The sequence below is a fragment of the Bacillus pretiosus genome, from assembly GCF_052947655.1.
In genome coordinates this window covers 1,125,008-1,151,627 of sequence record NZ_CM129593.1, presented here as the reverse complement: position 1 = coordinate 1,151,627, position 26,620 = coordinate 1,125,008, and the positions used below count along the sequence as shown (strand labels likewise).

Genomic DNA, 26,620 nt, shown 5'->3' with positions numbered 1-26,620 from the left:
ACCGCCTTATTTTTACAGCAAAATAAGGCAGTGCTTTTTATTTAATTTACTTCTTAAAATACGTCCAACCTTCTTCTTGGTAAATCTTTTCTTCTTTCATCAACTTACCAAGCGCACGCTTAAACGCAGCTTTACTCATGTTGAAACGTTCTTTAATATCTTCTGGGTGGCTCTTATCCCAAAACGGCATTGCTCCGCCTCGTTCTTCCATATATGCATAAATTACAGTAGCATCATCTTCCATTCCTTCTTCTTTACGAGGAAGAAGTGAAATGTTAATTGTACCGTCATCTTTCACGTCAATAATACGGCCCGTTACACGTTCACCGATGCGGACTTGTTCTTTTCTTTCAGTATGGTGTAAGAAAGCACGGAAATGCTCATCAGTTAGTATGAATGAACCAACTTGAAGTGAACGATACACACGTCCATTTACGTTTTTATTACGCATAGATGGCGTCGCATCTACGATAATTTCTTGCATATCACTGTCTCTTGCCGGAAGAGCGATAAGGCGATCACGATTCGTTAATTTTAACGTACAATATAATTCGTCGCCAACTTCAGGCCATACTGGCATATAAATCGGGAACTCATCAGCTGGGATTAGTATATCTTTTGATACACCAATATTAACAAACACACCTAAACTAGGAATAACTTCTACAACCTTTACCCAGTTCCAATCAAAAGTTGTAATAAGCGGCTCCTTCATTGTTGCTGAAATACGATTTTGGTGATCAAGGTATAAGAATACATCAATCGTATCGCCTTCTGCAATTTCTCCAACTAATTCGTTTTTATGTAAGAAGATTTCTTCTTCTTCAGTCCCAACCATATAGCCGATTTCCGTTTCGCGTAAAACAGTTACCTGTTCAATCGATCCTAATTGTAAATACATATTTTTTAATTCCCTTCTATATATATAAAATTAACTTTTTTATATTTTTTATCATTCCAAACAAAAGTTAATTATAACACGATTTTTCCTTTATTTGTCCAACTGCCCAAAATTCACTATAATAAAATGAGGTTACATAAATATAAGTATGAAAACACTTAAGTCTAGGCTCGTTTTCAGCTATACTTTAGTATGTACAGTACATAAAAAGATTAGAAATTTATTTGGAGGTGCTAACTATGGCAAAAGATAGTTCTTTTGACATCGTTTCGAAAGTAGAATTACCTGAAGTAACAAACGCAATTAACATCGCATTAAAAGAAATCCAAAACCGATATGACTTTAAAGGAAGTAAAAGTGATATTAAATTAGAAAAAGAAGTACTTGTTTTAACTTCTGATGATGAGTTCAAATTAGACCAAGTAAAAGACGTTCTAATTTCTAAACTTGTAAAACGTAACGTTCCAATTAAAAACTTGGATTACGGAAAAGTTGAAGCTGCGACTGGTAACACTGTTCGCCAACGCGCAACACTTCAACAAGGTATCGATAAAGATAACGCGAAAAAAATTAACAACATCATTAAAGAAATGAAATTAAAAGTAAAAACACAAGTACAAGATGACCAAGTACGTGTTACAGCGAAAAGCCGTGATGACTTACAAGCAGTTATCGCAGCAGTTCGCAGTGCTGACTTACCGATTGACGTACAATTTATTAACTACCGCTAAAAAGAAAAACACCCTCTGTGTAGAGGGTGTTTTTCTTTTTAGCGTGTAGAGAAAATATTACAAAGTCTAAGATTACGAGCAATCGGATAGTTAGAATAAGTATTTAATTATTATGCATAAATGAAGAAGGTCCTTTTAATAATCGGCGCAAAACCTCCCTCCCTACTCAAATGTAACAAATTATGAGTATAAGAATATTTTCCACCCTTTCATGTAATGTAAAATTAGTAAGGAATTTATTTTATGAAAAAATGTTAATTAAACAAGAGTTAGAAGTGGTTATTTGAAGAAATTAATACTATGTTTTTTATTAACTACATTCTGTCTATATATTGCAGGGTGTTCTAATAATATAACTACACCCGAGGATACACCTAAAGCTTCAACACCTGCGAAGTGTAAATACATCAACAAAGCTTGGTATAAGAAACCTATAAAATGTAATAATTGATGATATAAGTTATAAAAAAGACACCGTAAGGTGCCTTTTTTTATAGAAATTAATAAGATATTCATCAGAAATTATGAATCATTTTTTATTTTGTTTTTCAAAATATTTTTCTTTAACCATTTTTATTAGATTTTCTTTTTCTGTTAGTTCAAAGATAAATAATGCTTTTTTCATGTTGTCAGCCACATCTTCTTCATTATATTGTTCTAGCTTTAGCAAGTTCCAAGCTTTTCCATAATATAATTCACCTAATAAATATAAAGTATTTAGATTAATAGCTAATTTAATCCCCATATCATTGTATTTTATTGCCTCTTCATGTTGATTTGCAAGACCTAAAATTTTCGCCAAATTAAAAATGATTTTTAATTTAATCTCTTTATCTCTAGGAAAATCTAACTTATTAAAATTAGTTAAACACCTTCTTAATATAGTAATACTCTTTTCATACTCTTTATTTGCCCAATGAAATATAGCCATCGACTGCATAATATCTATTTCTCTTTCTGATAAAAAATCAACATTCGTTACAGTTAGTTTTAGTGCACTATTTAAAAGATTTAAAGCAGTTTTTATTGATTTATTTACATGAAATATAGCAATGGCTTCATGCCATATTAGAAATTGTTTATCTTCTTTTAACTGGAAATTATTTTCGTTTTTCTCTTGTTTCACTATTTCGTAAAGTTCATTATATTGTTTTTGTTTTGTACAATCTCTCATTACATATTTTACATTTTCTACATATTTTAGTTTTTTATTTTGCGTTAGTGCGAAAATATTATTTGAATCAATACCAAGTCTTTCAGATAATTGATATAACAATATGCTAGATGGATAAATCATACCTTTTTCTATTTTGCTAATTTGACTTTGCGAACATATTCCATGACACAATTCAGATTGTGATATATTCTTTTTCATTCTAAGTTCTTTAATGGTAATACCCAAATCGTAAAATTCCATTTTTCCTCCTCAAATATAGCCCTCAATGAGTAACAGAATATTTTTCACCCTTTAATGTAATGTAAAATCAATATAGTTGCAATTATTGTTTTTCTAAAGGTCTTTTCATTTCTTTTCTCAGCTGCATTTCGAAGTGAGAGTCTTACTTCACAGAAAAACAGGCTAGGGAGAAAGTTTTCTCCTTAGCCTGTCCCACCGAGATTTCGCATTTATTAAGAGCAACACCATATTGCTTTATCAAATGATTTTTTAGGTATGTATACTTTATCATTTTCGATTTTGTATTTTATATCGTTTCTTTTCAGAACTGCCGTATCAACAGAATGAACACTATCGCCCCACCGAACAAATTCCCCTTCATCACGCTTTTCCCAAAAATAAAAACTTACGAATACGATAAAAACACATACGCATAGAGCGAACCACTTCTTTTTCCGCAAATACCTCACCACCTTAAACTGAAGAACTACTAAAAAAACGCTACTCATTTCCGTCTCTTTTTAACCGCAATTAAAAAAGCAATAAACAATACGTTCACACCGACGATTAAAGAGATAAATAGCCAATTCACACCTGTTTCCCCGTTAACTTTATATACATTTGATTCTTCACGCTTTAAAACAAGATAAAACTTTCCGTTTTCTTCTCTTATAATTTCATCTTCTAACAATCCTCTTAACTCTTGTTGTTCGCCAATTGCACTTACAGGTAAAGCAACTTTTTGTGTTTCTTTCGTATTATTAATCGCTACTAATGTTACTTCATCTTTATACTTTCGTTTCAGTACACTCATTCCATCTTTATCGTATAAAAGCTCAAACGTTCCATGGCGTAAAGATGGTCTCGCTTGTCTAAGCTCACCGAGTTTCGTTATGTGCTGCACAAATTTTTCATCTGATTTGAAATCCATTAATCGTCTATTATCCGGGGTATCCCCTCCATCTAATGCAATTTCAGTCCCGTAATAAAAATTCGGAATACCTGGTGATGTTAATAAATATGTAAGGGCTAGTTTCAAACGAGATGGTGGATAATTCATATTCTCTTTTGCAATACGGGCAAACCTTTTTGTATCTTGATTATCTAAAAATGTAACGAATTCCCCTTCTTTTTTACTCACATCATATAAAGGTTTCACCGATACATCCACTTTAGAAAACGATTCTACTATTTTTTCGTTATATTCACTATCTTCCTTTGTCATAATACGAAAATCTTTCTTTATCACTTGCATATCTTTTTGCACGTCATCCCAGAAAGAACGCGACTTTTTTTCACTATGTATCACATAACTTCCATCTAAATCGACTTCTTTGATCCACCATTTCATCGCGTCTATAACTTGTTGTTCGTTTTCTCCAAGCGGAAATTGGAATATAACTTTCATCCCTTTTGCATGCGCTTCTTGTACAAGTTCTTTCACATCATTTTCTGTTCCGAAATGTTCATTTACCTTTTGAAAATTTTGTACATCTAACCCATCGTACTTTCCACTTTCAAAAAACGGTGAAAGCATAACAGTGGTAAAACCCATTTCTTTTATGTAATCCAGTCTTTTTATAATCCCTCTTATATCTCCACCCTGATATCCTTCTAAATTTCCAACTTCTAACTGTTTGTCATTTTTCGGTTCTCCATTATTGAAGCGATCAATCATAATGGAATATACGACTTCGTCTCGCCACTCTCTTTTTTCATCTGCAAACGTATGTATTGGCACAAACAAAACGACAGCTAAACAAAAACAAATAAATAATTTCCTAGTCCGTATTTTCCTCACACGCATCCCCCATGTTTTTTAATTGTAAGAATATTATACCAATTTTCAGGACGAATCACATACGTTGATTTCATTCCCCCAAAAATACTTCATGTTATATTTCCTAACATGAAGTATAAAGTTTTCCGAATTTTTAGTTGATTTTTCATTTCATTTCGAATATGATATGAAACATAACAAATCGATGTTATTTTTTATAACATCATAGGAGGAGAGAGAATGAATACAGGAGATACGGTTTTTATGTTTGTAACGACAGTAATGGTCATGTTAATGACACCAGGATTGGCACTTTTTTATGGGGGCATGGTTCGCAGTAAAAACGTACTCAGTACGACAATGCATAGTTATAGTGCAATGGCTATCGTTTCGATTCAGTGGATTGTGATCGGCTATTCTTTATCATTCGGACCAGATTGGCACGGACTTATCGGTACACTCAATTGGTTCGGTTTAAACGGAGTTACCTCCGCACCAAATCCAGACTACTCATCTACTATTCCTCACAATTTATTTATGATGTTCCAACTCATGTTCGCCATTTTAACTCCCGCTTTAATTTCAGGTGCATTCGCCGAAAGAATGCGATTTTCTGCTTTCCTTATTTTCATCCTTCTATGGACAACAATCGTTTACAATCCTGTCGCTCATTGGGTATGGGGCGTTGGCGGATGGCTAAGAGAACTCGGCGCATTAGACTTCGCTGGTGGTAACGTCGTTCATATTACATCTGGCGTGGCTGGCCTTGTATTAGCTATTTTCCTCGGAAAACGAAAAAACATAAACGGTACTTCTCCTCACCATTTACCATTTACAATGTTAGGCGCAGGCTTACTATGGTTCGGCTGGTTCGGTTTTAACGTCGGAAGTGCATTATCTTTAAACGACGTAGCTTTAACCGCATTTATTAATACAAATATAGCAGCAGCTGCATCCGCATTAACTTGGATGCTTTCAGAATGGTTCTTCCAATCAAAACCGACTGCGATGGGAGCTGCTTGCGGTGTAGTTTCCGGTTTAGTCGCTATTACACCAGCTTGCGGGTTCGTTACACCTTTCTCCGCTCTTCTTATCGGAGCAATTGGCGGCGTATTATGCTTCGGAGCAGTCTTTTTCTTAAAAACAAAATTCGGATACGACGATACACTCGATGCATTCGGATGCCACGGTATCGGCGGAACTTGGGGCGGTATTGCAACAGGACTCTTTGCAACTACTACTGTAAATGCTGATGGCGCTAACGGATTATTTTACGGAAACGCTGCTTTACTGTTTAAACAACTGGTAGCAATTGGCGCAACATATGCATTCACAATCATAATGACGTACGCCATTATTAAAGCAATTAACTTCTTTCTCCCTGTTCGGGTAGATGAACACGAAGAACATATGGGACTTGATATTTCGATGCACGGAGAGAAAGCTTATGAGTACACAGAGCGAGTGAACTAAAAAAAGAGATGCAATCTATTGGTAGTAGATTGCATCTCTTTTTATTGTACTTGTCGGCGCAGTATACCCCACCTAGTATTCCGGTGAATATATCAGCGATTCTTCGGATATATCGACGATTTTTTAAATATATCAGCGATTATTTCAATATATCGACGTTTCGACACGATATATCCATTTACCAACAAATTCCGACATGACGAAACTGAAAAATACCCCGGCGTAACTTTACATACATACAAAAAAGACGACCGTTTAACAGTCGTCTTTTCCTACTTATTTCGGAGAATTCCCCACATATTGCGTAATATCAACATTTAGCGCTTGTGCTAAACGCATACCGTACTCTTGATCTGCACGGAAGAAGTTACAAACAGCTAGTAATTTCGTGCGCTCATTTACGTCTTTTAAGTCATTTGTTAAGTTTGCAATTAAGTTGTCTTGCTCTTCTTTAGAGAATGAACGGTAACGCTCACCTGCTTGTTTGAAATCATTTGGTTTGTCAATTTTTTCACGAGATACGTAGCCTTCTACTTTCATAGTTGAATCGCGGTAAGTTGGGTCTTCAACTGGATTTTCAGCATGACGGCTCGGTTCGTAGTTAATTGTAGATGGGTTTTGATTGATTTGCATCGCACCATCACGTTGTTGGTTGTGAACAGCTGCGTATGGGCAGTTTACAGGAATTTGTAAGTAGTTTGCACCAAGACGGTAACGCTGTGTATCTGGATAAGAGAATAAACGACCTTGTAATAATTTATCTTCAGATGGTTCAATACCATTTACAGTTGCACTTGGAGAGAACGCCACTTGCTCTACTTCCGCAAAGAAATTTTTCGGATTACGATTTAACGTCATCGTCCCCACTTCAATTAATGGGAAGCGATCTTCTGGCCATACTTTCGTCGGATCTAATGGATCGAAATCTAAAGAATCCGTTTCATCTAGTTGCATCACTTGTACGTGTAAATCCCACTTCGGATAATTTCCTTTTTCGATTGCATCGAACAAGTCACGAGTTGCATGGTTGAAGTCTTTTCCTTGTACTTCTTGCACCTCTTTTGCACTTAAGTTACGTACACTTTGCTGTGGTTTCCAGTGATATTTAATGTAGACGATTTTACCTTCTGCATTAATCCATTTAAATGAGTGAACACCGAAACCTTCCATTTCACGATAGCTTGCTGGTGTACCGTAATCAGAAAATACCCACGTCATCATATGTGTAGATTCCGGGCTTAACGTCATGAAATCCCAGTAACGATCTGGCGTTTGAATGTTTGTATCAGGTGCTGGTTTTAAAGAATGCACCATATCAGGAAATTTAATTGCATCACGAATGAAGAAGACCGGTAAATGGTTACCTACGATATCGTAATTTCCTTCTTCTGTATAAAATTTAACAGCGAACCCACGTGGGTCACGAGCTGTTTCCGGAGAACCTTGACCATGAATAACCGTTGAGAAACGAACAAATACAGGCGTTTCAGTTCCTTCATTTTGTAAAAATGCTGCCTTCGTATATTGCTTCATGCTGTTTTTCGTTACGAATACACCATGAGCACCTGCACCACGTGCATGCACAACACGCTCTGGAATACGTTCACGATCAAAGTGAGCTAGTTTTTCTACTAAATGATAGTCTTCTAATAATACCGGTCCACGGCGACCAGCTGTACGAGAATTTTGGTTATCTCCAACCGGAGCACCTTGGTTTGTTGTTAAGCGATTATTTGGATTCATCTAGGGGATCCTCCTCTTTCTCTTTTAGTAATCATTGTTTATTTAAAATTATTATAAACTAATTATTATTTAAAACTAGATTCTTGTCAACTATTTCCTTCATTTTTTTGGAAACAATTTCAGCTAAGCAATCAATAAATACAGATTGTGAATTTGGCATATTCGGTCTAAAATATGCCACGTTTAATTCATCAGTTACAACTTTACATTCGTAATCATTGTCATATAAAACTTCTAAATGCTCTGCCACAAACCCAACCGGACAGTATACGAAAGATTCATAGCCATGCTTTTCAAATAAATCTCTCGTTAAATCTTGCACATCCGGACCAATCCATGGGTCAGGCGTATTTCCAGCACTTTGCCAACCCGTTGTATAGTTTGGAATATCGGCAGCCTCCGCAATTAAATCCGCTGTATGTTGCAATTGCTCCACATAAGGGTCTCCTGCTGCAATAATTTTCTCTGGTAAACTATGTGCTGAAAAAATCACGACAGCTTTCTCTTTATCTTCAATCTTTGTAAATGTTTCTTTTAGTTGCTCTGTCCAATACGAAATAAATTTCGGTTCATCGCACCATTGTTCAATCGGTTCAATAACAGGACCACCAATTTCTTCCGAAAGACGAATAGCACGGTCATTATATGCTTTAATGCTAAATGTAGAATAATGCGGTGCTAATACGATACTAATCGCCTGCTCAATTCCATCTTTCTTCATCTCTTCTACTGCATCCTCTATAAATGGAGCTATATGTTTTAATCCTAAGTAACAAGTAAATTCATACTCTTTAAATATTTTATTCATTGAATCTGTTAATTTATGCGCTTGCTCTTTCGTAATTTTTGCAAGTGGTGAAATTCCGCCAATCGCTTTATAGCGTCTGATTAAGTCTTGGAGTGCTTCTTCTGAAGGTTTATGCCCGTGGCGAATATGTGTATAGTACGCTTCTACATCATCTAATGATTCTGGCGTTCCATACGCCATTACGAGTAAACCTATTTTTTTCTTTGTCATCTATATAACACCTCAATTTTATAAATGAGAATCTTTTTCAAGAACATTTGTTTCCAATTATAACAACTAATAATAAGTACGTCAAAATAATTATTCTAAATAAGTATTATTTCTAATATGATTTTGAATTTTATATGACAATTTATTTAATAGAAAAGCGACTTACTTTTATGCAAGTCGCTTTTCTTCTATTCTTTAATATTTATCCCATACTCTTTAAACCAAACATGAATTTGCGCTAAATGAGCTAAAAGCTGCGGACCAGTCATTAATTGACCGAACCAAGGGGATTGAAATGCACTGCCACCTGACTCAATTAATCCACTCAGCTGTTCTTTATCAAATAGTTCATGCAAAATTGAGCCTTTATCTGTTAATAAATCTTGTAGCCATACTGTTACCGCTTTTGTATAATGCGGATTATGGGTTTTCGGATACGGGCTCTTCTTTCTATATAAGATATCATTTGGAAGTAATCCTTCTAACGCCTTACGCAATAGACCTTTTTCGCGGTTTTTATACATTTTCATTTCCCAAGGAATATTCCACGCATATTCGACAAGTCGGTGATCCGCAAATGGAACACGTACTTCTAAGCTTGCCCCCATACTCATACGGTCTTTTCTGTCTAATAATGTTGTCATAAACCATACCATGTTCAAGTAAAATAATTGTCGTCTCTTTGCTTCAATTGGGCTTTCTCCCTCTAAAACAGGAACTTCTTGAATGGATTCTTCATAACGCTGCTGTACATATTGTTGTAAGTTTAATTTATTTCTCCATTCTTTCTTTAGCAGTTGTTCACGTGCTTCTGTAGAGCGCATCCACGGAAATGCACTCGATTGCAAATCATCTTCTCTATAAAACCACGGATAACCACCAAATATTTCGTCTGCACATTCCCCAGATAAACCGACGACAAAATCTTGTTTAATTTCACGGCAAAACCATAATAATGACGAATCGATATCTGCCATACCAGGCAAATCACGAACGAGTACCGCTTCTGTTAAATACTGTGCTAATTGTTCATTTGAAATGACGCAGCGATGATGGATTGTTTGAAACGTCTCAGTCATCAAATGAATAAATGGCGCATCTGAATTCGGCTGAAACGCATTCGCTTTAAAGTATTTTTCATTATCTTCATAATCAACAGAGTATGTGTGTAATTGCCCTTTTCCTGACCTTGCGTATTCTTTCGCAGCAATCGCTGTAATGGCGCTCGAATCTACACCACCTGATAGAAAAGTACATAGTGGTACATCAGAAACGAGCTGCCTTGTAATCGCATCTTGTAATAAAAAGCGTGTTTTCTCTACTGTTTCTTCAAAGGAGTCTTCATGTTTTTTGCTTTCCACATTCCAATATCTCCATATACATAAACCGTTCTTTGAAAATGTCATCGCATGCCCTGGACGTAATTCTTTTATACCAGCATAAATGCCATGACCAGGTGTTCTAGATGGTCCAAGACCGAATATTTCGGATAACCCTTCTAACGTTACTTCCGCTTTCACATCTGGATGCGCTAATATCGCTTTTAACTCTGAACCAAATAGTAATCGCCCACTATCATATTTATAAAATAGCGGTTTTACACCTAGTCGATCTCGCGCAATAAATACTTGTTCTTTCTGTTCATCCCATACAGCAAACGCATATATACCGTTTAAATGATCGACACATTCTTCTTTCCATTCAATATACGACGCTAATAGCACCTCCGTATCAGAATGACCTTTGAACGTATATCCTCTTCTTAATAATTCCTTTCGAATATCTTCTGTATTATACAATTCACCGTTATAGCAAATTGCATAATTCGTTTCATCTTTTAAACAAGTCATCGGTTGTTTACCACCCTCAGGATCAACAACGATTAACCGTTTATGCCCAAATGCGACATTGCCTTTAATCCAAACTTTATTATCATCCGGGCCACGCTTTGCTAACGTCTCAGCCATCTTCGTAACGACGTCCCGTTCTCCTTCTAATGAGCGTTTATAATCCACCCATCCTGTAATCCCGCACATACGAATCATCCTTCCATCTTATTTCTTTTCCTAAACAAGCAGTAATCCACACCTTAGAGGTGCGGATCAAAAAAATGACAAACTTGACGATAATCTACTATCCACATACGGAATAGCTTTTTCACTCAGTAAAACGTGTTTTATTGTATGCCCACCTATGTCTAGATGTGTCTAGTTATAAAGAATGCACGAACTGTCTATAACAGAAATAACTACTTTTTATAAAGGAGAAATCGTGTATGATACAACGTAACCATATTTTATATAACCAGCCTCGCGCTCATACAGTCGGTAATGTAGAATATATAAACAATGAATGGGTATTCTTTGATGATGAAAATGATGAAGCATTTTTATTAGAAGATATTGCCGAAGATGGCTTTGAGATTTTATATAACAACAACTGGCTACCAGCTCGTTTCTATGAACAAGATGTATTACAAATCGCCAACGAACAGCACCATTTACAAAACGGAGAAATGATACGAATTCGAAAAAAATTACTTCTTAGCTATACGGAATGGCTCGAGGAATTACCTGACTCTGTCTTTACATTATTAACCGAATCATTGCAATCCCTTCATTACTCTTTATATGATTGCATGTATTGTCATAATTATTTATCTTTCTTACCGAAAGAGGAAGCATGCGAAGGAGTAAATATTCTTTTGTTTGATAACGAAGAGATGATTTGTACATTGCAGCACCATTTTGTTCGTCACGCTACGTCAAATAAAAACATGTTTCGTTTTACGAAAGTAAACGGAGAAGAGTTGCATATCGATGCAACATAAAGTAAAAAAACCACCTTATCTCCCAAGTCTTTGAGATTATTAGGTGGTTTTATTTTTTATTAGAATACTTGCCAGCCAATCGGTAATTTCAGTCCAAGGTAAAATACCGCTACAAGCGCGATAACAAATAATCCCCAAAATGCCCCTGTTGCCTTGTTCTTGCTCATTTTCACAAGAACCATTTCCATTCCAGCGATAACTAAAATACCAGCTACCATTTTTAAACCATACCACATGTGCACGTTACTTGTTGCAGTCTTCATAATACCCATGTACAACATGAAACCTGTCACAATAATGATAATGTACATAAGACGAAGCCCCATATGTACACCTTTACCTTTTCTTCCTGCTGAATAAAGTGAATACGCAACGAAGAATAAAATTAAACCTAACGCCCATGCTGTAATATGCATATGTACCATCGTATCCCCTACCTCCTCTTTTCACACTTTTTCACTCTATATGATAACATGTTCATTTATTTTCAGGAAATGTTTCGCTTTTTTACATTTAAATGATATAATATTTAGAGTATTTACAAACTTCTTGTAATAACAAAAGGGGGAACAATCATGATTCAAACTAAGGATATTATCGAACTTACAGACACATACGGAGCAAATAACTATCACCCACTTCCGATCGTTATCTCTAAAGCAGAAGGCGTTTGGGTAGAAGATCCTGAAGGAAATCGCTATATGGACTTATTAAGTGCATATTCTGCAGTAAACCAAGGTCATCGTCACCCAAAAATTATTAACGCTTTAATTGACCAAGCTAATCGTGTTACGTTAACTTCTCGTGCTTTCCATAGCGATCAATTAGGTCCTTGGTACGAAAAAGTTGCGAAACTAACTAATAAAGAAATGGTACTTCCAATGAATACAGGTGCAGAAGCTGTTGAAACTGCAATTAAAACAGCTCGCCGCTGGGCTTATGATGTGAAGAAAGTAGAAGCAAACCGTGCTGAAATTATCGTTTGTGAAGATAACTTCCACGGCCGTACAATGGGTGCTGTTTCTATGTCTTCGAACGAAGAGTACAAGCGTGGATTCGGTCCAATGCTTCCTGGCATTATCGTAATTCCTTACGGTGATTTAGAAGCGTTAAAAGCTGCTATTACACCAAACACAGCTGCATTCATTTTAGAGCCTATCCAAGGTGAGGCAGGAATTAACATCCCACCAGCTGGTTTCTTAAAAGAAGCTCTTGAAGTATGTAAAAAAGAAAACGTTTTATTCGTAGCAGATGAAATCCAAACTGGCTTAGGCCGTACTGGTAAAGTATTTGCTTGTGACTGGGACGGTGTAACTCCTGACATGTACATACTTGGTAAAGCACTTGGCGGCGGCGTATTCCCAATCTCTTGCGTAGCAGCAAACCGCGACATTTTAGGCGTATTCGAGCCAGGTTCTCACGGTTCTACATTCGGTGGTAACCCACTTGCATGTGCTGTTTCTATCGCGGCTCTTGAAGTGTTAGAAGAAGAAAAATTAACAGAGCGTTCTCTTCAATTAGGCGAAAAATTAGTTGGGCAATTAAAAGAAATTGATAACCCAATGATTACTGACATTCGTGGTAAAGGCTTATTCATCGGTATCGAATTAAACGAGCCAGCTCGTCCTTACTGCGAACAATTAAAAGCAGCTGGTCTATTATGTAAAGAAACACACGAAAATGTAATTCGTATCGCACCACCGCTAGTAATCTCTGAAGAAGATTTAGAGTGGGCGTTCCAAAAAATTAAAGCGGTATTATCATAATAATAAAGAGGTTATCCTACATGTTGGGACAACCTCTTTATTTTTTTAGTAGTTTACCGTAAAGTTAGATTGAATATTCAGTTTATTTTACAGGGGGTAATTGTATGCTTTTGAAATACGGCAAACATATTAACTATTTAGCTACTATTCTCATTTCCATTACATTCATCGGATTCCTATTATCTATAACGTTACTCAGGTACTACTCAACACCTCATACATTCATGCTACTTAAAATCTCATTTTGGGCTGCTGTTTTCCTTACAGCTATCGGTTTTGGCCGCGAAAGAAGTTCTCTTGCCGTTATGCTAATCGGGATTTGTACGTTAATACTCATCGGATTATATATTTTTGCTATTTTAGATTTTTTCAATAACCCATGGCCATAAAAAAGAGCTATCTATTAATAAGATAGCCCTTTTCTTCATTTCACTACATTTCGCAAAGTACCAATTCCTTCTACTGTAATGACCACTTCATCACCCGCATGCAAAAACTTCGGTGGTGTGAAACCTTTTCCGACACCAGCCGGCGTTCCTGTTGCGATAATATCGCCTGGCTCTAACGTCATTCCTTTACTTATCGTTGAAATGATTTCTTCTATTGAAAAAATCATTTTATTTGTATTTGAAGTTTGTCTTACTTCCCCATTTACTATTGTTTCAATGTGTAACGCATTTGGCGTTTCAACCATTGATTTATGAATTAGATACGGTCCCATCGGACAAAATGTATCGAAACTTTTTCCAAGAAAAAATTGTTTATGCTTCCTTTGAATGTCGCGAGCAGTTATATCATTTATAATGGTATAACCAAAAACATGCTCAAGCGCTTTTTCTTTTTTTATTTGTTTCCCTCGCTTACCAATGATGATAGCTAGTTCTCCTTCATAGTCTAGTTCATTCGTTGCGTGGGGATGACTATTAATTTTTTCATTCATTCCAATAACTGTCGTTGGCGCTTTCGTAAAGATCATTATATTTTCCGGAATTGACTCTACTACGCCCATTTCTATCGCATGCTCACGATAGTTCTTTCCAACGCAAAGAATATTCTTCCTTGGCCTTGGAATTGGTGCTAATATTTTCACCTCAGTTAACGGATAATACGCCGCCCCTTCATTTTCCTTCGCCCAATTTACAATATCACATATTTTTTCAAAGCATTCGGTTCCTCTTTCAATACACTCTAACATTGTAATCGGAATCGTAACCTTTTCCCCTTTTTGTCTTTGCGCTTCTCTTACATGCAATACCTTCTCTTCCTCTTCATCCACAATACCTACAAATACCTTTTCATCTTTTTTCGCCGTTACCAAACGCAATATTTCCACTCTCCATCCTAAAACTCATGACCTTTAATTGTATTCGCATCCGTCAGAAAAAAACCTTCTCATGCACGCTAATTTTTACAATATTCTTCTCATATTCTATTCGTTACTCCTTTATATTTGGCATAAAATGTAGAAATTTTACTTTTTTTAGCGAAGGTGTTTCTTTTTTATTGGTTTTTTGTATAATATGTACTACATATATACTAAAAATTTCATTTAGAGATGGAGCCGATTTCAATGTTTGAGCAAGCGATTGAAAAAAAACGTGAAAAAATGATTTATTTTGCTGAACGCTACGGAATGACTTCTCAAAAAACAGTGGATTGTAGCCAAGAACTGGACAGGCTCTTAAATGTAATTTGGCATGTACATACGGATTTTTACCCTAATCAAACACTCAATACACACACGCAATAACGTGTGTGTTTCTTTTATAAAAAAAAACACATTTTATTGAAAACGCCCATACAATAGTAGAAAAGAAAATTTAAAAAACGAAAGGTGTTTTGTATGCCAGCTATGGTCGGACATATTCGTATCGTCAATATTGGATCAAGTGGTATTTTTCATATTGGAGATGTATTTGCGATTAGGCCTATTAGTTATTCACGCGCTTTTGCTGGGGCCGGCTCTTTTAATGTTGGAGATAACGTTTCTGTCTACAATTATCAAAGCGCAACGACTGTCAATGATTCAGATGTAATTGATCAAGCGATAATTGGTTCAACTTAGAGGAGGCGATTGCATTGAATTTTTATGTAAACCAAAGCATCATCATTAATAGCATTAGAATTGATAGCATTACAACCTCTTCTGTATTCCAAATTGGTACTGCAGGAAGTATTAAAGCTCTATCTAAATTCTCAAATAGCGGTGGATTTACAGAGCCCCTTCGCCCATTGCAGGCGAAAGGACAAATTATTTCTATCAAACCATCAACTAGTTCTTCTTAAGACATCCTTGTCATAAATATATAGCAGGAATATTTTTACCCTCCCTACTGAAAAGGAGGTTTCACAAAATGAATCAAGATATATATACTTACTTACACCAACTTCAACAAGCTCTTCAAGCACAACAAGCAACCATCCTTAACCTAGAAGATCAAGTTCGCCAACTCCAAGAAGAGCTTAACGAATTAAAAAATCGCCCCTCCTCTTCTGTAGGAAAAGTGGAATACAAATTCGATCAATTAAAAGTAGAAAATTTAAATGGTACTTTAAATATCGGTTTAAATCCGTTTTCAGCAAAAGGACAGCAAATTGAAGATTTCCAAGTGGATACAGAAACATTAAAAGTAAATCCTGAAACAGATACAAACCCAGATTTTTACCAAGGCATCCTTCAAGAAATGCATCGTTACTTAGATGAAGAAGCATATAATCGAATTCTCCATTTTGAACAAGAAGAGAGAACGCCGCTCGATGAAATGTATCGACAAATGATGGTTGATGACATAAAAAAACAGATGGAGCATAGACTTCCTTATTATTTATCACAAACGCAATCCTATGAAGGGATTTCAACAGATCCAGATTATTTACGAGATATCATTATTCAAGCAATGAAACATGATATCGACAAAGCTTTCCTCTCTTTTATTCAACACATACCGGGCAATTTCCGAAAGGAGTAAGTATGTATGAATCTTAACGTTGTAAATCGCGAATTAAAAGTCGGCCAAATTAAAATGAACGGTGTATCGTCGTCCGCACTCTTTTTAATTGGGGATGCAAATTTCCTCATACTATCTTCTATTCTTGATACACCATTTGAAACTGTTACAGAGGGTCCATTTGTACCATTAGTCACAGATGTCCCTCCTACTCCAGGTTAAGGAGACTGAGAAACTATGTTACATCATGTGTCTGTTGTCCAAAATGTTTCTATTATTTCTTTAGGGATTAGTGCCGTATTTCAAGTTGGAGATGCCAATCAAATGGAATTAAAAAGTAGAGCTCTTGCCGTCCATAGGGAAATTCCTTGTTATATAAAAGACGAAGGCCGCTTAGACGCATTTGAAATCTTTACAGATGAACACATCACAATCCCAAAACGAACGACAGATGTAAAATTAAACATTGTAAATGAATGCCCTTTTATTGAAGTAAACAATGTTGAATTGCGAACACTTTTAAATTCTGGTTGCTTTCAAATTGGAAATGTTGATTATGTTTTTAATAACTCTCGTATTATGCAAATCCGCCAATATATTACGGATGAACCTTCCGCACAATAATTCATATAGTAATTAAAAAGCTTAGTAAAGTAGGTGGATGGTATGCCTTCTGTTGTTGGAAATCTCGTCGTTCAAAACAGTAATGGTTCTTTTAATTTAGGGGATTTTTATAACGTGTCTCCGAAAGAAAATACGAAAGCTTATAATGGTTCCGGAGCTTCCAATGTTGGATTTGTCGTGAATACGTTTAACGGTGTTAGTGCAACAAATACGTTTGATTCTGATGTGGCTGATCAAGATCAAATTGGAACAGCGTAAAAAAAAGTAGGAGAATATCTCCTACTTTTTTCTTTTACCTCATTCAATATTATCAAAAACTCCACTGTTTACTGTTTCATTTTATTTAAATGATAACCCCTTCTCCTCCAAAGCATTTCTAAGCTTCGGCATAGACGCAGGTCCCATACCATGTAGTTTTAAAATTTCTTTTTCACTATACTTTGAGAGTTCTTCTATCGTGTGAATTCCATGGTGTTGCAGCGCATTTCGTGCTGGTGATGAAAGAAGTGAAAGAAATCCTGTTTTTGGTTTCTTTTCTTTCTCACAGGTTGGGCAAGTTGGACAATCGCTACTTTTATAATATTCATGTCCTTTTTCACATGTTCTTAACGTTTTTTCCGTTGTCATTTTCAAGCCTCTCTATTCTTCAATTTTTACAACATGGTTGCCATCAAAGAAGTATAAGCATTTCTCTTTCACAGGATGTTGCAAGCTTTTTTCAAGTGCCTTTGCATATAAAGAAAGCTGCACTTTATATCGATCTTCTAAAATTGGTTTCGCTTGATCGAATCCGCCTGGGAACTTCCCTTCAATCGTATCCGTTTTAAAGTCGATTAGCGTGATACCATCTTCCTCTTCAATCATGCAGTCAATAACCCCTTGGACAAGAATTGATTCCCCGCTCTTCCCTTGCCAATCTTGATATGCTTCTTCTGCTGCAAGCATCATCGTAAATGGCACTTCACGCTCAACGCTTTTCGCCGCTAATACCCTTTTACCTAAGTCACTGTCAAAGAATGAAATGACTTTTTCAATCGCTATTTCCTCTGCTTGCTCGAATGTTAATAATTCTTTATTAACCATGCCACTAATTTGCTCTCGAATCACTTCTTCTGTAATCGGCTTCTTCAAATCAACATGCTGCATGACAGCGTGAACTGCCGTACCTCTTTCAGCGTACGTTAATCCTTTTTTCTCCATAAAACGAGGGCGTGTTTTAATTGGTGCACGTAGTTTTTTAATAAAGGCATTATCGCTACCTTCTTCAGATTGATAATTTCTCTTTATTTCTGTAACAGACTGTTTCGCACGATGAGATGTCGCTTCCTCATATCCGTACTTCCACATTAATCTGTCGTACACTTCTTCTTTCCGTTCACTTTGCAGGGGAACAGCTTTTTTCTCACGAAGTGCTTCTAACAATTCTTGTTTCTCTTCTTGAACCGGTTCCGGTGCAAGTAACGTTTTGCCGTCAACAACTTCTACTTTCCAGCTCGTGTCATATCCATAGATTTCACCCGGAATGCTTCCTTGTCCTAATTCAAGAAGCATTTCACTATCACGATGTCTATATAATGAAGGTGCAATCCAGTCTAAATAACAAGACGCTCCGGCACGTATATGGTCTGGTAATAACCATTCACTATGCTCCCTTGCATCAAGCCATTTTTCCATTTCTTTATTTGCATCCTTAACCGTTCCAATTAAAATTAACTTCTCTTTCGCACGCGTTAACGCTACGTATAACACGCGCATTTCTTCCGCGATTAATTCCATTTTCATTTTACGCTTAATTGCTAGTTGCGATAATGTCGTATATTTAATGCGTTTACGAGGATCGATAAATTGTGAACCGAAACCAAAGTCTTTATGCAGTAAGAAACGTTTCATTAAATCTTGTGTATTAAAACGACGACCTAGTCCCGCTACAAATACGACTGGGAACTCAAGTCCTTTACTTTTATGAATCGTCATAATACGAACGACATCTTCTTGTTCACCTAAAGCTCTCGCCGTTCCCATATCATCACCGCGTTCTAAAATACGCTCAATAAAGCGTAAGAAGCGGAATAATCCTCTAAACGATGTTGCTTCATATTGTCTTGCACGGTCATAAAGTACACGCAGGTTTGCTTGCCTTTGCTTTCCGGCTGGTAAACCGCCAACAAAGTCGTAATAACCTGTCTCACCGTACACTTTCCAAATTAAATCAGAAAGTGACTGTTGACGCGCGAATTCACGCCATCCTTGCAGTAAGTTATAGAACCACTCTAATTTATCATGTAGTTCTTGTTCTTCTTCAAGCGGTGCCCCTTTTAAGAATGAGCTCATTACTTCATAAAACGAACCTTTCTTTCCGTGAGCACGCAATGTTGCAAGTTCTTCATCATTTAGTCCAACGATTGGTGAACGAAGTACGGCGGCAAGCGGAATATCTTGCATCGGATTATCGATCACGCGGAATACGTTCATCATAATATTTACTTCTGTCGCTTCAAAGTAACCAGTCGCAAGATCAGCGTATACTGGAATTCCTTGCAGCTTTAATTCTTCCATAATTTGCGGCGCCCATGGCATAGAGCGAAGTAAAATAACGAAGTCGCGGTATTGTACAGGGCGCATACTATCCGTTTTACGATCATACACTTCATAACCTGAATCAACCATCGCTTTAATACGCTGCGCCATAAGGCGAGCTTCAAGTTGCGCTTTTTCTACTTCCGCACCTTCTTCACCGTCTAGCACTTCTTCTTCTGTTTGCTGAATACATAGTAGTTCAGCTGCTACATCTTCACCTTCTGGATAGCTAGCACCTAACTTTAATTCAGCGTCAGCATCATAGTCGATTTCTCCGACTTCTTCGCCCATAATTTGTTTGAAAATAAAGTTCGTACCTACTAACACTTCATGACGGCTACGGAAGTTTTTCGCTAAATCGATTTTCATTCCGCCGTCTAATCCTTCTTGCGTAAAGCGTTTATACTTTCCTAGGAACAGGCCTGGTTCTGCTAGTCGGAAACGATAGATCGACTGCTTCACGTCACCTACCATGAACAAGTTCCCTTCACTCTCAGAATCTTTCGTTACGAATTTAATAATGGATTCCTGTACAAAGTTCGTATCTTGATATTCATCGACTAGTACTTCAGCAAATTTATTACGATATTGAAGCGCTACTGCTGACGGCTTCATTTCACCGTTTTCACTTTGTTCACTTAAAATTTGTAGACAGAAATGCTCTAAATCTGTGAAATCAACCATCCCTTTATCACGCTTCATCGCTTGGAAACGCTCTGTAAATACTTTTACAAGCTGTACGAGTTTTTCTAATACAGGATGCATATCTTGAAAATCTCGTAAGAAACTTTCAGGTCTGCGGCTAAATAACTCTTCTTGTAATTTCTTCACTTCATCTTTCGCTTTATTACGAAGAGAGTCTACTTGTTTTACAACATCCTCGTTGTAATCACTTTTCTTAATACGCTTTAACGTTTGCCACGATACATTTTGCATCGCTTCATACACATTTGTCCATGACTCACAAGCAGCTGATGACAACATTCCAAGTAAAACTGCATCTGCTTGCAGGGTTTCAACGCGGGGCGCCGGACCGTCAGGAAGCATCGCGAGTTCAGTCGCTTTACGAATATGTGTCTCTGCTGTTTCAAGCTGGAATTTCACATCTTCTAATAAGTAAGAAGCGTACACTAAATCTTCAATTGTCTTTCCTTCCACGTCGTATGCTTCTACTAATTTATCGAGCCATTTTTCCGGATTTGGATGCGCTCTTGATTCTGTATGAAGCGCTAAAATCATACGCTGTAAGTCATCATCACTACGGTCACTCGTATAACGGTCAACGAGTTCAAAGAAAATACTATTATCTTCAATTCCATACTCTTCTTCTAATATGTCATCTAACACTTCTTCTTTTAATAATTCGTTTTCTGTTTGATTCGCAATGCGGAAACGAGGATCAACATCAAGCATGTAGTAGTATCCTCTAATTACTTGTAAACAAAATGAATGGATCGTTGAAATAGAAGCTTTATTTAATAAGCTAAGCTGCTTTCTTACGTGCTGCGATCCTGGCTCATCAATTAATACCTTTTCTAACGCTTCCCCAATTCTGTTTTTCATCTCTTGCGCCGCTGCATTCGTAAATGTTACAACGAGCAGGCGGTCGACATCGACTGGATTTTCTTCATTTATAATCTTTTTAATAATACGTTCAACTAATACTGCTGTTTTCCCTGATCCAGCTGCTGCCGCGACTAATATATCACGTCCGTTCGCTACAACCGCTTTCCACTGGTCATCCGTCCACTGACTACCTTCTGGTTTTTTAGGCCAATTTTCAATCATTCTCCGCCAACCTCCTCTCTAATTTTCTCCATCGCTTCGCTATCTTTCATATCTTTTAGCGTACGGAACTGGTTATCTTCGAGTGATTCATCGAACTGACAAACAGATTTGAAGTTACAGAACGTACACGCCGCTTTATTCCCCTTCTTATAAGGAGCAATATCAATAACGCCTTCTGTAATGTCTTTTCCAATATTTTCAAACGTATGGTGTACGTATTTTTGAAGTACGTTAAACTCTTGTTCACTTGCAATACTCGAACGCGCACTAAAACTGCCGTCTTTTTTCAAACCAGCAGAAATAATATCAGAGCTTCCTGTCGAAAGTTTGTTATCCATTAAACGAACAACATCAGCATCTCCTAGTACAAGTCCTTTCATTTTAAATTTCTTTAAAATCTCTTTCTCAATTTCTGCTTCAGATGCGTCACCCTTCATCTCAACGATCGGGTTATGGATATGGAAGTACAGTACACCAGCCGGTGATGCAGTACCTCCCTTTTTCATCCACGTATGTGCATTCGAAGTAACAACATCTAAATACGTTAACATTTGAAGTGCTAATCCGTAATACACTTCCGTTAAGTCTAACGCTTTTGAGCTTGATTTATAATCAATAATACGTAGGAACGTCCCATTTTCATCTTCCGCCTTATCAACACGGTCAATACGACCAACTACTTCCATCTTTACACCATTTGGTAATGAGAATTCCATCGGCGGAAGCGATCCTGTACCGCCCATACCGAATGGCACTTCTAAATCAACTGGTACGAAACCGCTTGACTTCGCATGTTCACGAAGAATGATTGATGTACGGAAAATGATTTGTTGTAGTTTTTGTTTTAAATAGAAATGACGATTTGAACTTAATAAAATTTGTCTTTGTAATAACGGTGCAATCTCTTCTATTACTACAGCAGAAAGATGCTCACACTCTTTTATTGATAAATCCGCCCAAGTACGGTTTTCGCGTAATAGCCTGTCCGCAATTCTCTTCAGCGCTGCATGGAATAGTTCCCCGATATCGGGTGCATCCAGTTTGAAAATGTCACGCTCTCTTAACGATAAACCGTGCTGCGCGAAATGAGCATATGCGCAACGGTTAAATAGTTCCATACGAGATACGCTTCCTTTTATTTTATCTCCATATAAATCTCTACTTACAACTGTACTTAGCTTTTGCGCACGATTTCGGTAGAATAAACTTGATAATACGCGGCTACTTTTTTGTTTCCATTCATCTGAAGTTACGTAGAAGTTATATACATCCCACCAAAAATCTAAATTCCCTTCAAATCCATATCGCTTCCACGTTTGAAGTTGCTGCATAACATATGACAACGTTACTTCTGGCGTTGCTACGTATGAAATTTGTTCCGAGCGTGATAAATCATTCACGTCATTCGTAATAAATGTATCTTTCACATCAGGGAACATTCTTTTTATTTTCTTAATAAAGCTAGACGCAAGTAACGTCTTCCCTTCCTCATCTGCAAGCGGGCATGAAATATATAATTTCTCAGTTGCTCTCGTTACCATTTGGTACATAACGAACTGTTCTTCTAATAAAGTTTGTCTCGTCGTTGGTGCTAATTCGATACCTGCAACGCTAAGAACATCTCTTTCCTCATCAGAAAGCATCCCTTCATCCATCGGTGCTGCCGGAATAACTCCTTCATTCACGCCAATGACAAATGTTGCTTTCACATTTGATAATCTTGAACGATCAATATTAGCAATTAACACTTGGTCTAATGATGGCGGAATGTTTGCGAATTGAAGCGCCTCAAGACCTGTCGACATAACATCTGTGAACATAGAAAGTGACATTTTCTCTTCGCCAAGCATCTCAACGAACGTATCAAGAAGACTCATTACTTCTTCCCATACTTGCTCATGATCTGTCGCAAATAAAAAATCTCCGCTCTCTTCTGCACGAATACGTAATGCTTCTAGTTTTTTCGGAACGTCTAGCTCTTCTAAAAATAAATAAACAGCTTCGCACATTTGCATAACTGTTCCCGCTCGCTTCAGCCTTTTTTGCATACGAATAACAGGCGTTCTTACAACGTCGCGCAGTCGATTTATTCTCTCTTCCATTTCACGTTCACTGTCTGTAATCATCTCGTCCGTATCGTCAAGAGAACGATAGCGGCGATACATCCACGGATCCTCAGAAGTCCATCTCTTCCCTTGTACACCGTAGGCTAAACAGTAGTTTTCAAACTCATCCATCTCTTCGCGCATCGTTTCTTTTCTTACGTCTAGTGGATATAAAAGCTCTGTTTTCACGCAGCGGAACACTGCATCATAACGCCAATTTCCACTAATAATCTCGAGTGCAGAACGAATGCATTCTACTAGCGGATGATGTGACATCGGGCGTTTTTCATCGATGAAATGCGGGATATTATAATCTGTAAATAGCGTTCGCATCACATCGTAATAACTTTCTCCGTTACGAAGAAGGACTGCAATATCTCGGTAACGATAGTCTTCATCCGCCACAAGTCTACGAATTTCACGCGCAACACCTTCTACTTCAGCTCGTAAATTCGCTGCTGTACTAATCGTTACACTTGCTTCTCCGTGAAACTTTTCATTTGGACGTGCTTCGTAATGCGTTTCTAAATGCGCTAATGCTTGCGAATGAAAACGCGGTTGTTCCATAAGTGGAATCTTTTTTTCAATTTCTATCTTCTCTTCACGCGCCACTTGCTTTATTTTTTCATACGTTAACGTCGTTTCATAAAATAAATCTAGTTCATTTACTGGCTGCGCTAACGTTTTTTCATCTATCGTTAACGTGATCGTAACTCTCGCACCGCAAATCATAAGCTGTCTTACAATTTCTAGTTCTTGTGGTGAAAATGAATGAAATCCATCTATATAAATTTCAGCCCCATTTACATATTCAGAATGTGGAAGCTTTTCGACTAGCAATTGTAGGTAGTCTTCTGAATCCAAATATTTTCCGATTAAAGCACGTTCAAAATCATCATATAATAGTTGTAAATCATACACTTTATTCGCTAATAGCTTTTGTTCTGCACTGCTACTATGTGCGTCTAATTGTTGCCACATTTCATATACGTTAGATGGCGTCACATTGTAACGTTTAAACTCCGCAATCATACTACCAAGATGTTCAAAGAAACCGTTTTGCTCCGCTGCTTTTTGGAACACCGATAATCCATCTTTACGAGACTCTACAATTTTACGAAGTAACATATGTACGCCCGCTTCATCAATGTGAAGGCGACTCGCTCCACCAACTTCTTGCAGTACCTTCCACGCTAATCGTGAAAAACTAAAAACTTGTGCCCGAATAGAACCTCTTACATCCTCACTACCAATTAACGCCTGCTGCGTTTGGAATGTCATCTGTTCTGGCACAAGATATAATATTGTTTCCCCTCTTGGACGCTGCTTTAACTCTTCTTGCACTTCGTGTAAACAAAGTGTACTTTTTCCACTTCCCGCTCTACCAATCACAAATCGAAGTGACATGTAACCCCACCTTTCACTTACATAACGAACGTTAGTTTGCTACTATAATTGTATTATAGGACACGAAAAAAGACAAACAGAGTAGTTTGCCTTTTTCTATACTTCTATCTATTATATCAACCTTTTGAAAAATTCGTTTGCACCTCTTGAATTGGCCAATATCGTAAATCAACTTTACCGACAACTGTATCAGCTTTTACAAATCCAAAGTGTCTACTATCCCAGCTCCCGAGGCGGTTATCACCCACTACAAAAATATAGCCAGGTGGCACCGACTTTTCTTTCGTTAACTCTTCTAGTTTAAAATCACCTGTTAGTTGTCGTCCATTTATCTCTTTCTTATACGTTTCTAAATAAGGTTCATCCACGAATTGTCCGTTTATATACAGTTTATCATGCTTATATTCAATTTGATCTCCAGGTAAACCGATAATTCGTTTTACGTAGTCCTCTTTTTTATTCGCATGAAACACAACAACATCAAACCTGTTCAAGTCCCCCACTTGATAACTCACCTTATTTACAACGAGCATATTACCATCTTGCAATGTCGGCATCATTGACTTCCCCTCTACAACGTACGTCGAAAAGAAAAACGTTCGAAAAAATACAGCTAATAATACACCAATTAAAATTGTTCGTATCCACTCTATGCCTTCTTTTTTCAAAGTTTTCTTCATCCGCTTCTCCCCTTATCCTTTAATAATGAAGCTTTCCTTTACAAAGAAGACTATTCTTAATGTAGTTCTAACTTTACTTCGATTTTCTTACCGACATACCATAAAATAAAAATACCAATTGCTACAATGACTGATTTCACCGGATTATGAATAAATGACATTAAATCATGACCGATATACGTTAAAATAAAAATCATCACAAGCTTTCCGAACGCAAGCGCAAGCCCGAACTGTTTTACACTAATGCGAGATAAACCAGCGACAACGTTTATAAGCGCAGACGGTGTAAACGGAAAACAAAATATGACGAAAATCGGCGCAAATCCTTTCCTTTCAATCCATCCCATTGCCTTCCTTACTTTCTCATGTTTATTTACAAAAGAAAAGAAACGACTTCGTCCAAAATGGCGGATAATGAAAAAGACAAGTAAGGCACCCATTACTGATCCAAGCCAAGAATAAAGAAAACCGAGCCAAAATCCAAATGCAACAGCATTTGCCAGTACAAATACGATGAGTGGCAATGCCGGTATTAACGCTTCTATCATCGGTAAACCAATACCGAGAAGTGGTCCGAACGCTTTATAACTTTCAACAATATGATCCATATTTTCTGGTGAAAAATACTCTTTGATTGTCTGAAAATCCATTCTACACTTTACCCCTTTACTCTAAGTACTACCTCTACTGTATCATTGCTTATATGAAAGAGGAAATGGTAGATACGACATATGGAGATGTAATTATTAAGTTTCCATATCTTCCATGAGAATTCCTTCATTATTATGCTATGATAATCTATCAATATTCGACAAGACGTTTTGCGATTTTGGAAATGATCCTTTTGTTTTAG

26 protein-coding genes are annotated in these 26,620 nt (G+C 37.0%); 12 read left to right on the top strand and 14 right to left on the bottom strand.

Annotated features, from left to right (window positions below; genetic code table 11):
• Positions 1-46: 46 nt before the first annotated feature.
• On the bottom strand, positions 47-901 hold the full coding sequence (locus ACU8YW_RS05980) for a CvfB family protein (RefSeq protein WP_088062457.1): 855 nt from the start codon (positions 899-901) through the stop codon (positions 47-49).
• A 239-nt stretch (positions 902-1,140) separates the two neighbouring features.
• On the opposite strand from ACU8YW_RS05980, the gene ACU8YW_RS05975 reads away from it, so the two are divergent.
• Complete coding sequence (locus ACU8YW_RS05975; protein WP_001040146.1) at positions 1,141-1,632, top strand: YajQ family cyclic di-GMP-binding protein; 492 nt, start codon at positions 1,141-1,143, stop codon at positions 1,630-1,632.
• A 529-nt stretch (positions 1,633-2,161) separates the two neighbouring features.
• On the opposite strand, the gene ACU8YW_RS05970 is transcribed toward ACU8YW_RS05975, so the two are convergent.
• The 3 genes from ACU8YW_RS05970 to ACU8YW_RS05960 form a co-directional block, all read right to left on the bottom strand.
• Positions 2,162-3,049, bottom strand: a complete 888-nt coding sequence (locus ACU8YW_RS05970; protein ID WP_088608374.1) for a helix-turn-helix domain-containing protein — start codon at positions 3,047-3,049, stop codon at positions 2,162-2,164.
• 212 nt (positions 3,050-3,261) lie between these two features.
• Entirely contained in the window at positions 3,262-3,489 is a 228-nt protein-coding gene (locus ACU8YW_RS05965; RefSeq protein WP_426933917.1) for a hypothetical protein, read from the bottom strand.
• A gap of 44 nt (positions 3,490-3,533) precedes the next feature.
• A complete protein-coding gene (locus ACU8YW_RS05960) occupies positions 3,534-4,835 on the bottom strand; it encodes an alpha-amylase family glycosyl hydrolase (protein ID WP_097890469.1) in 1,302 nt (433 codons plus the stop codon).
• A 213-nt stretch (positions 4,836-5,048) separates the two neighbouring features.
• Between ACU8YW_RS05960 and ACU8YW_RS05955 the strand changes: the two genes are divergently transcribed.
• Entirely contained in the window at positions 5,049-6,281 is a 1,233-nt protein-coding gene (locus ACU8YW_RS05955; protein ID WP_446894044.1) for an ammonium transporter, read from the top strand.
• Positions 6,282-6,557: 276 nt separating this feature from the next.
• On the opposite strand, the gene katB is transcribed toward ACU8YW_RS05955, so the two are convergent.
• The 3 genes from katB to asnB form a co-directional block, all read right to left on the bottom strand.
• On the bottom strand, positions 6,558-8,024 hold the full coding sequence (katB, locus tag ACU8YW_RS05950) for a catalase KatB (protein ID WP_088062447.1): 1,467 nt from the start codon (positions 8,022-8,024) through the stop codon (positions 6,558-6,560).
• A 58-nt stretch (positions 8,025-8,082) separates the two neighbouring features.
• Positions 8,083-9,042 carry a ferrochelatase gene (hemH, locus tag ACU8YW_RS05945; RefSeq protein WP_426933918.1) on the bottom strand — a complete coding sequence of 320 codons (960 nt, stop codon included), beginning with the start codon at positions 9,040-9,042 and terminating at the stop codon, positions 8,083-8,085.
• A gap of 188 nt (positions 9,043-9,230) precedes the next feature.
• Positions 9,231-11,078 carry an asparagine synthase (glutamine-hydrolyzing) gene (asnB, locus tag ACU8YW_RS05940; RefSeq protein WP_097890473.1) on the bottom strand — a complete coding sequence of 616 codons (1,848 nt, stop codon included), beginning with the start codon at positions 11,076-11,078 and terminating at the stop codon, positions 9,231-9,233.
• Positions 11,079-11,317: 239 nt separating this feature from the next.
• Between asnB and ACU8YW_RS05935 the strand changes: the two genes are divergently transcribed.
• Entirely contained in the window at positions 11,318-11,872 is a 555-nt protein-coding gene (locus ACU8YW_RS05935; protein ID WP_048559584.1) for a DUF2777 domain-containing protein, read from the top strand.
• 59 nt (positions 11,873-11,931) lie between these two features.
• Here the strand turns inward: ACU8YW_RS05935 and ACU8YW_RS05930 are convergent, their stop codons facing one another.
• Complete coding sequence (locus ACU8YW_RS05930) at positions 11,932-12,297, bottom strand: YisL family protein (RefSeq protein WP_087984725.1); 366 nt, start codon at positions 12,295-12,297, stop codon at positions 11,932-11,934.
• Positions 12,298-12,447: 150 nt separating this feature from the next.
• Here ACU8YW_RS05930 and rocD point away from each other — a divergent pair, with 150 nt between their 5' ends.
• On the top strand, positions 12,448-13,638 hold the full coding sequence (gene rocD / locus ACU8YW_RS05925) for an ornithine aminotransferase (protein ID WP_087984724.1): 1,191 nt from the start codon (positions 12,448-12,450) through the stop codon (positions 13,636-13,638).
• A 104-nt stretch (positions 13,639-13,742) separates the two neighbouring features.
• Positions 13,743-14,027, top strand: a complete 285-nt coding sequence (locus ACU8YW_RS05920) for a hypothetical protein (RefSeq protein ID WP_046958323.1) — start codon at positions 13,743-13,745, stop codon at positions 14,025-14,027.
• A 35-nt stretch (positions 14,028-14,062) separates the two neighbouring features.
• Here the strand turns inward: ACU8YW_RS05920 and ACU8YW_RS05915 are convergent, their stop codons facing one another.
• Positions 14,063-14,962, bottom strand: coding sequence for a fumarylacetoacetate hydrolase family protein (locus tag ACU8YW_RS05915; RefSeq protein WP_426933919.1), 900 nt, complete (start codon positions 14,960-14,962; stop codon positions 14,063-14,065).
• A gap of 246 nt (positions 14,963-15,208) precedes the next feature.
• Here ACU8YW_RS05915 and ACU8YW_RS05910 point away from each other — a divergent pair, with 246 nt between their 5' ends.
• From ACU8YW_RS05910 to gerPF, 7 genes are all read left to right on the top strand, one after another.
• Positions 15,209-15,388: an aspartyl-phosphate phosphatase Spo0E family protein gene (locus ACU8YW_RS05910; protein ID WP_046958324.1), complete on the top strand. Its 180-nt coding sequence runs from the start codon at positions 15,209-15,211 to the stop codon at positions 15,386-15,388.
• 93 nt (positions 15,389-15,481) lie between these two features.
• Positions 15,482-15,703 carry a spore germination protein GerPA gene (gene gerPA, locus ACU8YW_RS05905; protein ID WP_001111187.1) on the top strand — a complete coding sequence of 74 codons (222 nt, stop codon included), beginning with the start codon at positions 15,482-15,484 and terminating at the stop codon, positions 15,701-15,703.
• A 14-nt stretch (positions 15,704-15,717) separates the two neighbouring features.
• A complete protein-coding gene (gene gerPB / locus ACU8YW_RS05900) occupies positions 15,718-15,924 on the top strand; it encodes a spore germination protein GerPB (protein WP_001012513.1) in 207 nt (68 codons plus the stop codon).
• A 68-nt stretch (positions 15,925-15,992) separates the two neighbouring features.
• Positions 15,993-16,607 carry a spore germination protein GerPC gene (gene gerPC / locus ACU8YW_RS05895; RefSeq protein WP_001070746.1) on the top strand — a complete coding sequence of 205 codons (615 nt, stop codon included), beginning with the start codon at positions 15,993-15,995 and terminating at the stop codon, positions 16,605-16,607.
• Between the two features lie 6 nt (positions 16,608-16,613).
• A complete protein-coding gene (gene gerPD, locus ACU8YW_RS05890; RefSeq protein ID WP_001052804.1) occupies positions 16,614-16,808 on the top strand; it encodes a spore germination protein GerPD in 195 nt (64 codons plus the stop codon).
• Between the two features lie 15 nt (positions 16,809-16,823).
• The gene (locus tag ACU8YW_RS05885) at positions 16,824-17,210 is read left to right on the top strand and encodes a spore germination protein GerPE (RefSeq protein ID WP_000902337.1); all 387 of its coding nucleotides are present in this window, start codon (positions 16,824-16,826) and stop codon (positions 17,208-17,210) included.
• A gap of 42 nt (positions 17,211-17,252) precedes the next feature.
• On the top strand, positions 17,253-17,468 hold the full coding sequence (gene gerPF / locus ACU8YW_RS05880) for a spore germination protein GerPF (protein ID WP_001141566.1): 216 nt from the start codon (positions 17,253-17,255) through the stop codon (positions 17,466-17,468).
• Between the two features lie 81 nt (positions 17,469-17,549).
• Here gerPF and ACU8YW_RS05875 read toward each other — a convergent pair whose 3' ends face one another.
• The 5 genes from ACU8YW_RS05875 to ACU8YW_RS05855 all read right to left on the bottom strand — a co-directional run bounded on the left by ACU8YW_RS05875 (position 17,550) and on the right by ACU8YW_RS05855 (position 26,417).
• Positions 17,550-17,837, bottom strand: a complete 288-nt coding sequence (locus tag ACU8YW_RS05875) for an RNA polymerase alpha subunit C-terminal domain-containing protein (protein WP_060489297.1) — start codon at positions 17,835-17,837, stop codon at positions 17,550-17,552.
• A gap of 12 nt (positions 17,838-17,849) precedes the next feature.
• A complete protein-coding gene (gene addA / locus ACU8YW_RS05870) occupies positions 17,850-21,575 on the bottom strand; it encodes a helicase-exonuclease AddAB subunit AddA (RefSeq protein ID WP_097890477.1) in 3,726 nt (1,241 codons plus the stop codon).
• Positions 21,572-25,087 carry a helicase-exonuclease AddAB subunit AddB gene (addB, locus tag ACU8YW_RS05865; RefSeq protein WP_426933920.1) on the bottom strand — a complete coding sequence of 1,172 codons (3,516 nt, stop codon included), beginning with the start codon at positions 25,085-25,087 and terminating at the stop codon, positions 21,572-21,574. Before addB ends, addA begins: the two co-directional genes overlap by 4 nt.
• 116 nt (positions 25,088-25,203) lie before the next feature.
• Positions 25,204-25,767 (bottom strand): signal peptidase I, encoded by a 564-nt coding sequence (gene lepB, locus ACU8YW_RS05860; protein WP_048567025.1) that lies wholly within the window; start codon positions 25,765-25,767, stop codon positions 25,204-25,206.
• 56 nt (positions 25,768-25,823) lie between these two features.
• On the bottom strand, positions 25,824-26,417 hold the full coding sequence (locus ACU8YW_RS05855) for a TVP38/TMEM64 family protein (protein WP_000347516.1): 594 nt from the start codon (positions 26,415-26,417) through the stop codon (positions 25,824-25,826).
• Between the last annotated feature and the right edge of the window lie 203 nt (positions 26,418-26,620).

Excerpts from the sequence above, each read along its gene's own strand:
- ACU8YW_RS05960 (WP_097890469.1), bottom strand. The coding sequence starts at position 4,835 with ATGCGTGTGAGGAAAATACGGACTAGGAAATTATTTATTTGTTTTTGT.
- ACU8YW_RS05875 (WP_060489297.1), bottom strand. The coding sequence starts at position 17,837 with ATGACAACGGAAAAAACGTTAAGAACATGTGAAAAAGGACATGAATAT.
- ACU8YW_RS05935 (WP_048559584.1), top strand. The coding sequence starts at position 11,318 with ATGATACAACGTAACCATATTTTATATAACCAGCCTCGCGCTCATACA.
- asnB (WP_097890473.1), bottom strand. The coding sequence starts at position 11,078 with ATGTGCGGGATTACAGGATGGGTGGATTATAAACGCTCATTAGAAGGA.
- ACU8YW_RS05855 (WP_000347516.1), bottom strand. The coding sequence starts at position 26,417 with ATGGATTTTCAGACAATCAAAGAGTATTTTTCACCAGAAAATATGGAT.
- gerPD (WP_001052804.1), top strand. The coding sequence starts at position 16,614 with ATGAATCTTAACGTTGTAAATCGCGAATTAAAAGTCGGCCAAATTAAA.
- rocD (WP_087984724.1), top strand. The coding sequence starts at position 12,448 with ATGATTCAAACTAAGGATATTATCGAACTTACAGACACATACGGAGCA.
- ACU8YW_RS05955 (WP_446894044.1), top strand. The coding sequence starts at position 5,049 with ATGAATACAGGAGATACGGTTTTTATGTTTGTAACGACAGTAATGGTC.
- ACU8YW_RS05970 (WP_088608374.1), bottom strand. The coding sequence starts at position 3,049 with ATGGAATTTTACGATTTGGGTATTACCATTAAAGAACTTAGAATGAAA.
- hemH (WP_426933918.1), bottom strand. The coding sequence starts at position 9,042 with ATGACAAAGAAAAAAATAGGTTTACTCGTAATGGCGTATGGAACGCCA.
- ACU8YW_RS05975 (WP_001040146.1), top strand. The coding sequence starts at position 1,141 with ATGGCAAAAGATAGTTCTTTTGACATCGTTTCGAAAGTAGAATTACCT.
- lepB (WP_048567025.1), bottom strand. The coding sequence starts at position 25,767 with ATGAAGAAAACTTTGAAAAAAGAAGGCATAGAGTGGATACGAACAATT.
- ACU8YW_RS05930 (WP_087984725.1), bottom strand. The coding sequence starts at position 12,297 with ATGGTACATATGCATATTACAGCATGGGCGTTAGGTTTAATTTTATTC.
- katB (WP_088062447.1), bottom strand. The coding sequence starts at position 8,024 with ATGAATCCAAATAATCGCTTAACAACAAACCAAGGTGCTCCGGTTGGA.
- ACU8YW_RS05885 (WP_000902337.1), top strand. The coding sequence starts at position 16,824 with ATGTTACATCATGTGTCTGTTGTCCAAAATGTTTCTATTATTTCTTTA.
- addA (WP_097890477.1), bottom strand. The coding sequence starts at position 21,575 with ATGATTGAAAATTGGCCTAAAAAACCAGAAGGTAGTCAGTGGACGGAT.
- ACU8YW_RS05980 (WP_088062457.1), bottom strand. The coding sequence starts at position 901 with ATGTATTTACAATTAGGATCGATTGAACAGGTAACTGTTTTACGCGAA.
- gerPA (WP_001111187.1), top strand. The coding sequence starts at position 15,482 with ATGCCAGCTATGGTCGGACATATTCGTATCGTCAATATTGGATCAAGT.
- ACU8YW_RS05920 (WP_046958323.1), top strand. The coding sequence starts at position 13,743 with ATGCTTTTGAAATACGGCAAACATATTAACTATTTAGCTACTATTCTC.
- gerPC (WP_001070746.1), top strand. The coding sequence starts at position 15,993 with ATGAATCAAGATATATATACTTACTTACACCAACTTCAACAAGCTCTT.
- gerPF (WP_001141566.1), top strand. The coding sequence starts at position 17,253 with ATGCCTTCTGTTGTTGGAAATCTCGTCGTTCAAAACAGTAATGGTTCT.
- addB (WP_426933920.1), bottom strand. The coding sequence starts at position 25,087 with ATGTCACTTCGATTTGTGATTGGTAGAGCGGGAAGTGGAAAAAGTACA.
- ACU8YW_RS05910 (WP_046958324.1), top strand. The coding sequence starts at position 15,209 with ATGTTTGAGCAAGCGATTGAAAAAAAACGTGAAAAAATGATTTATTTT.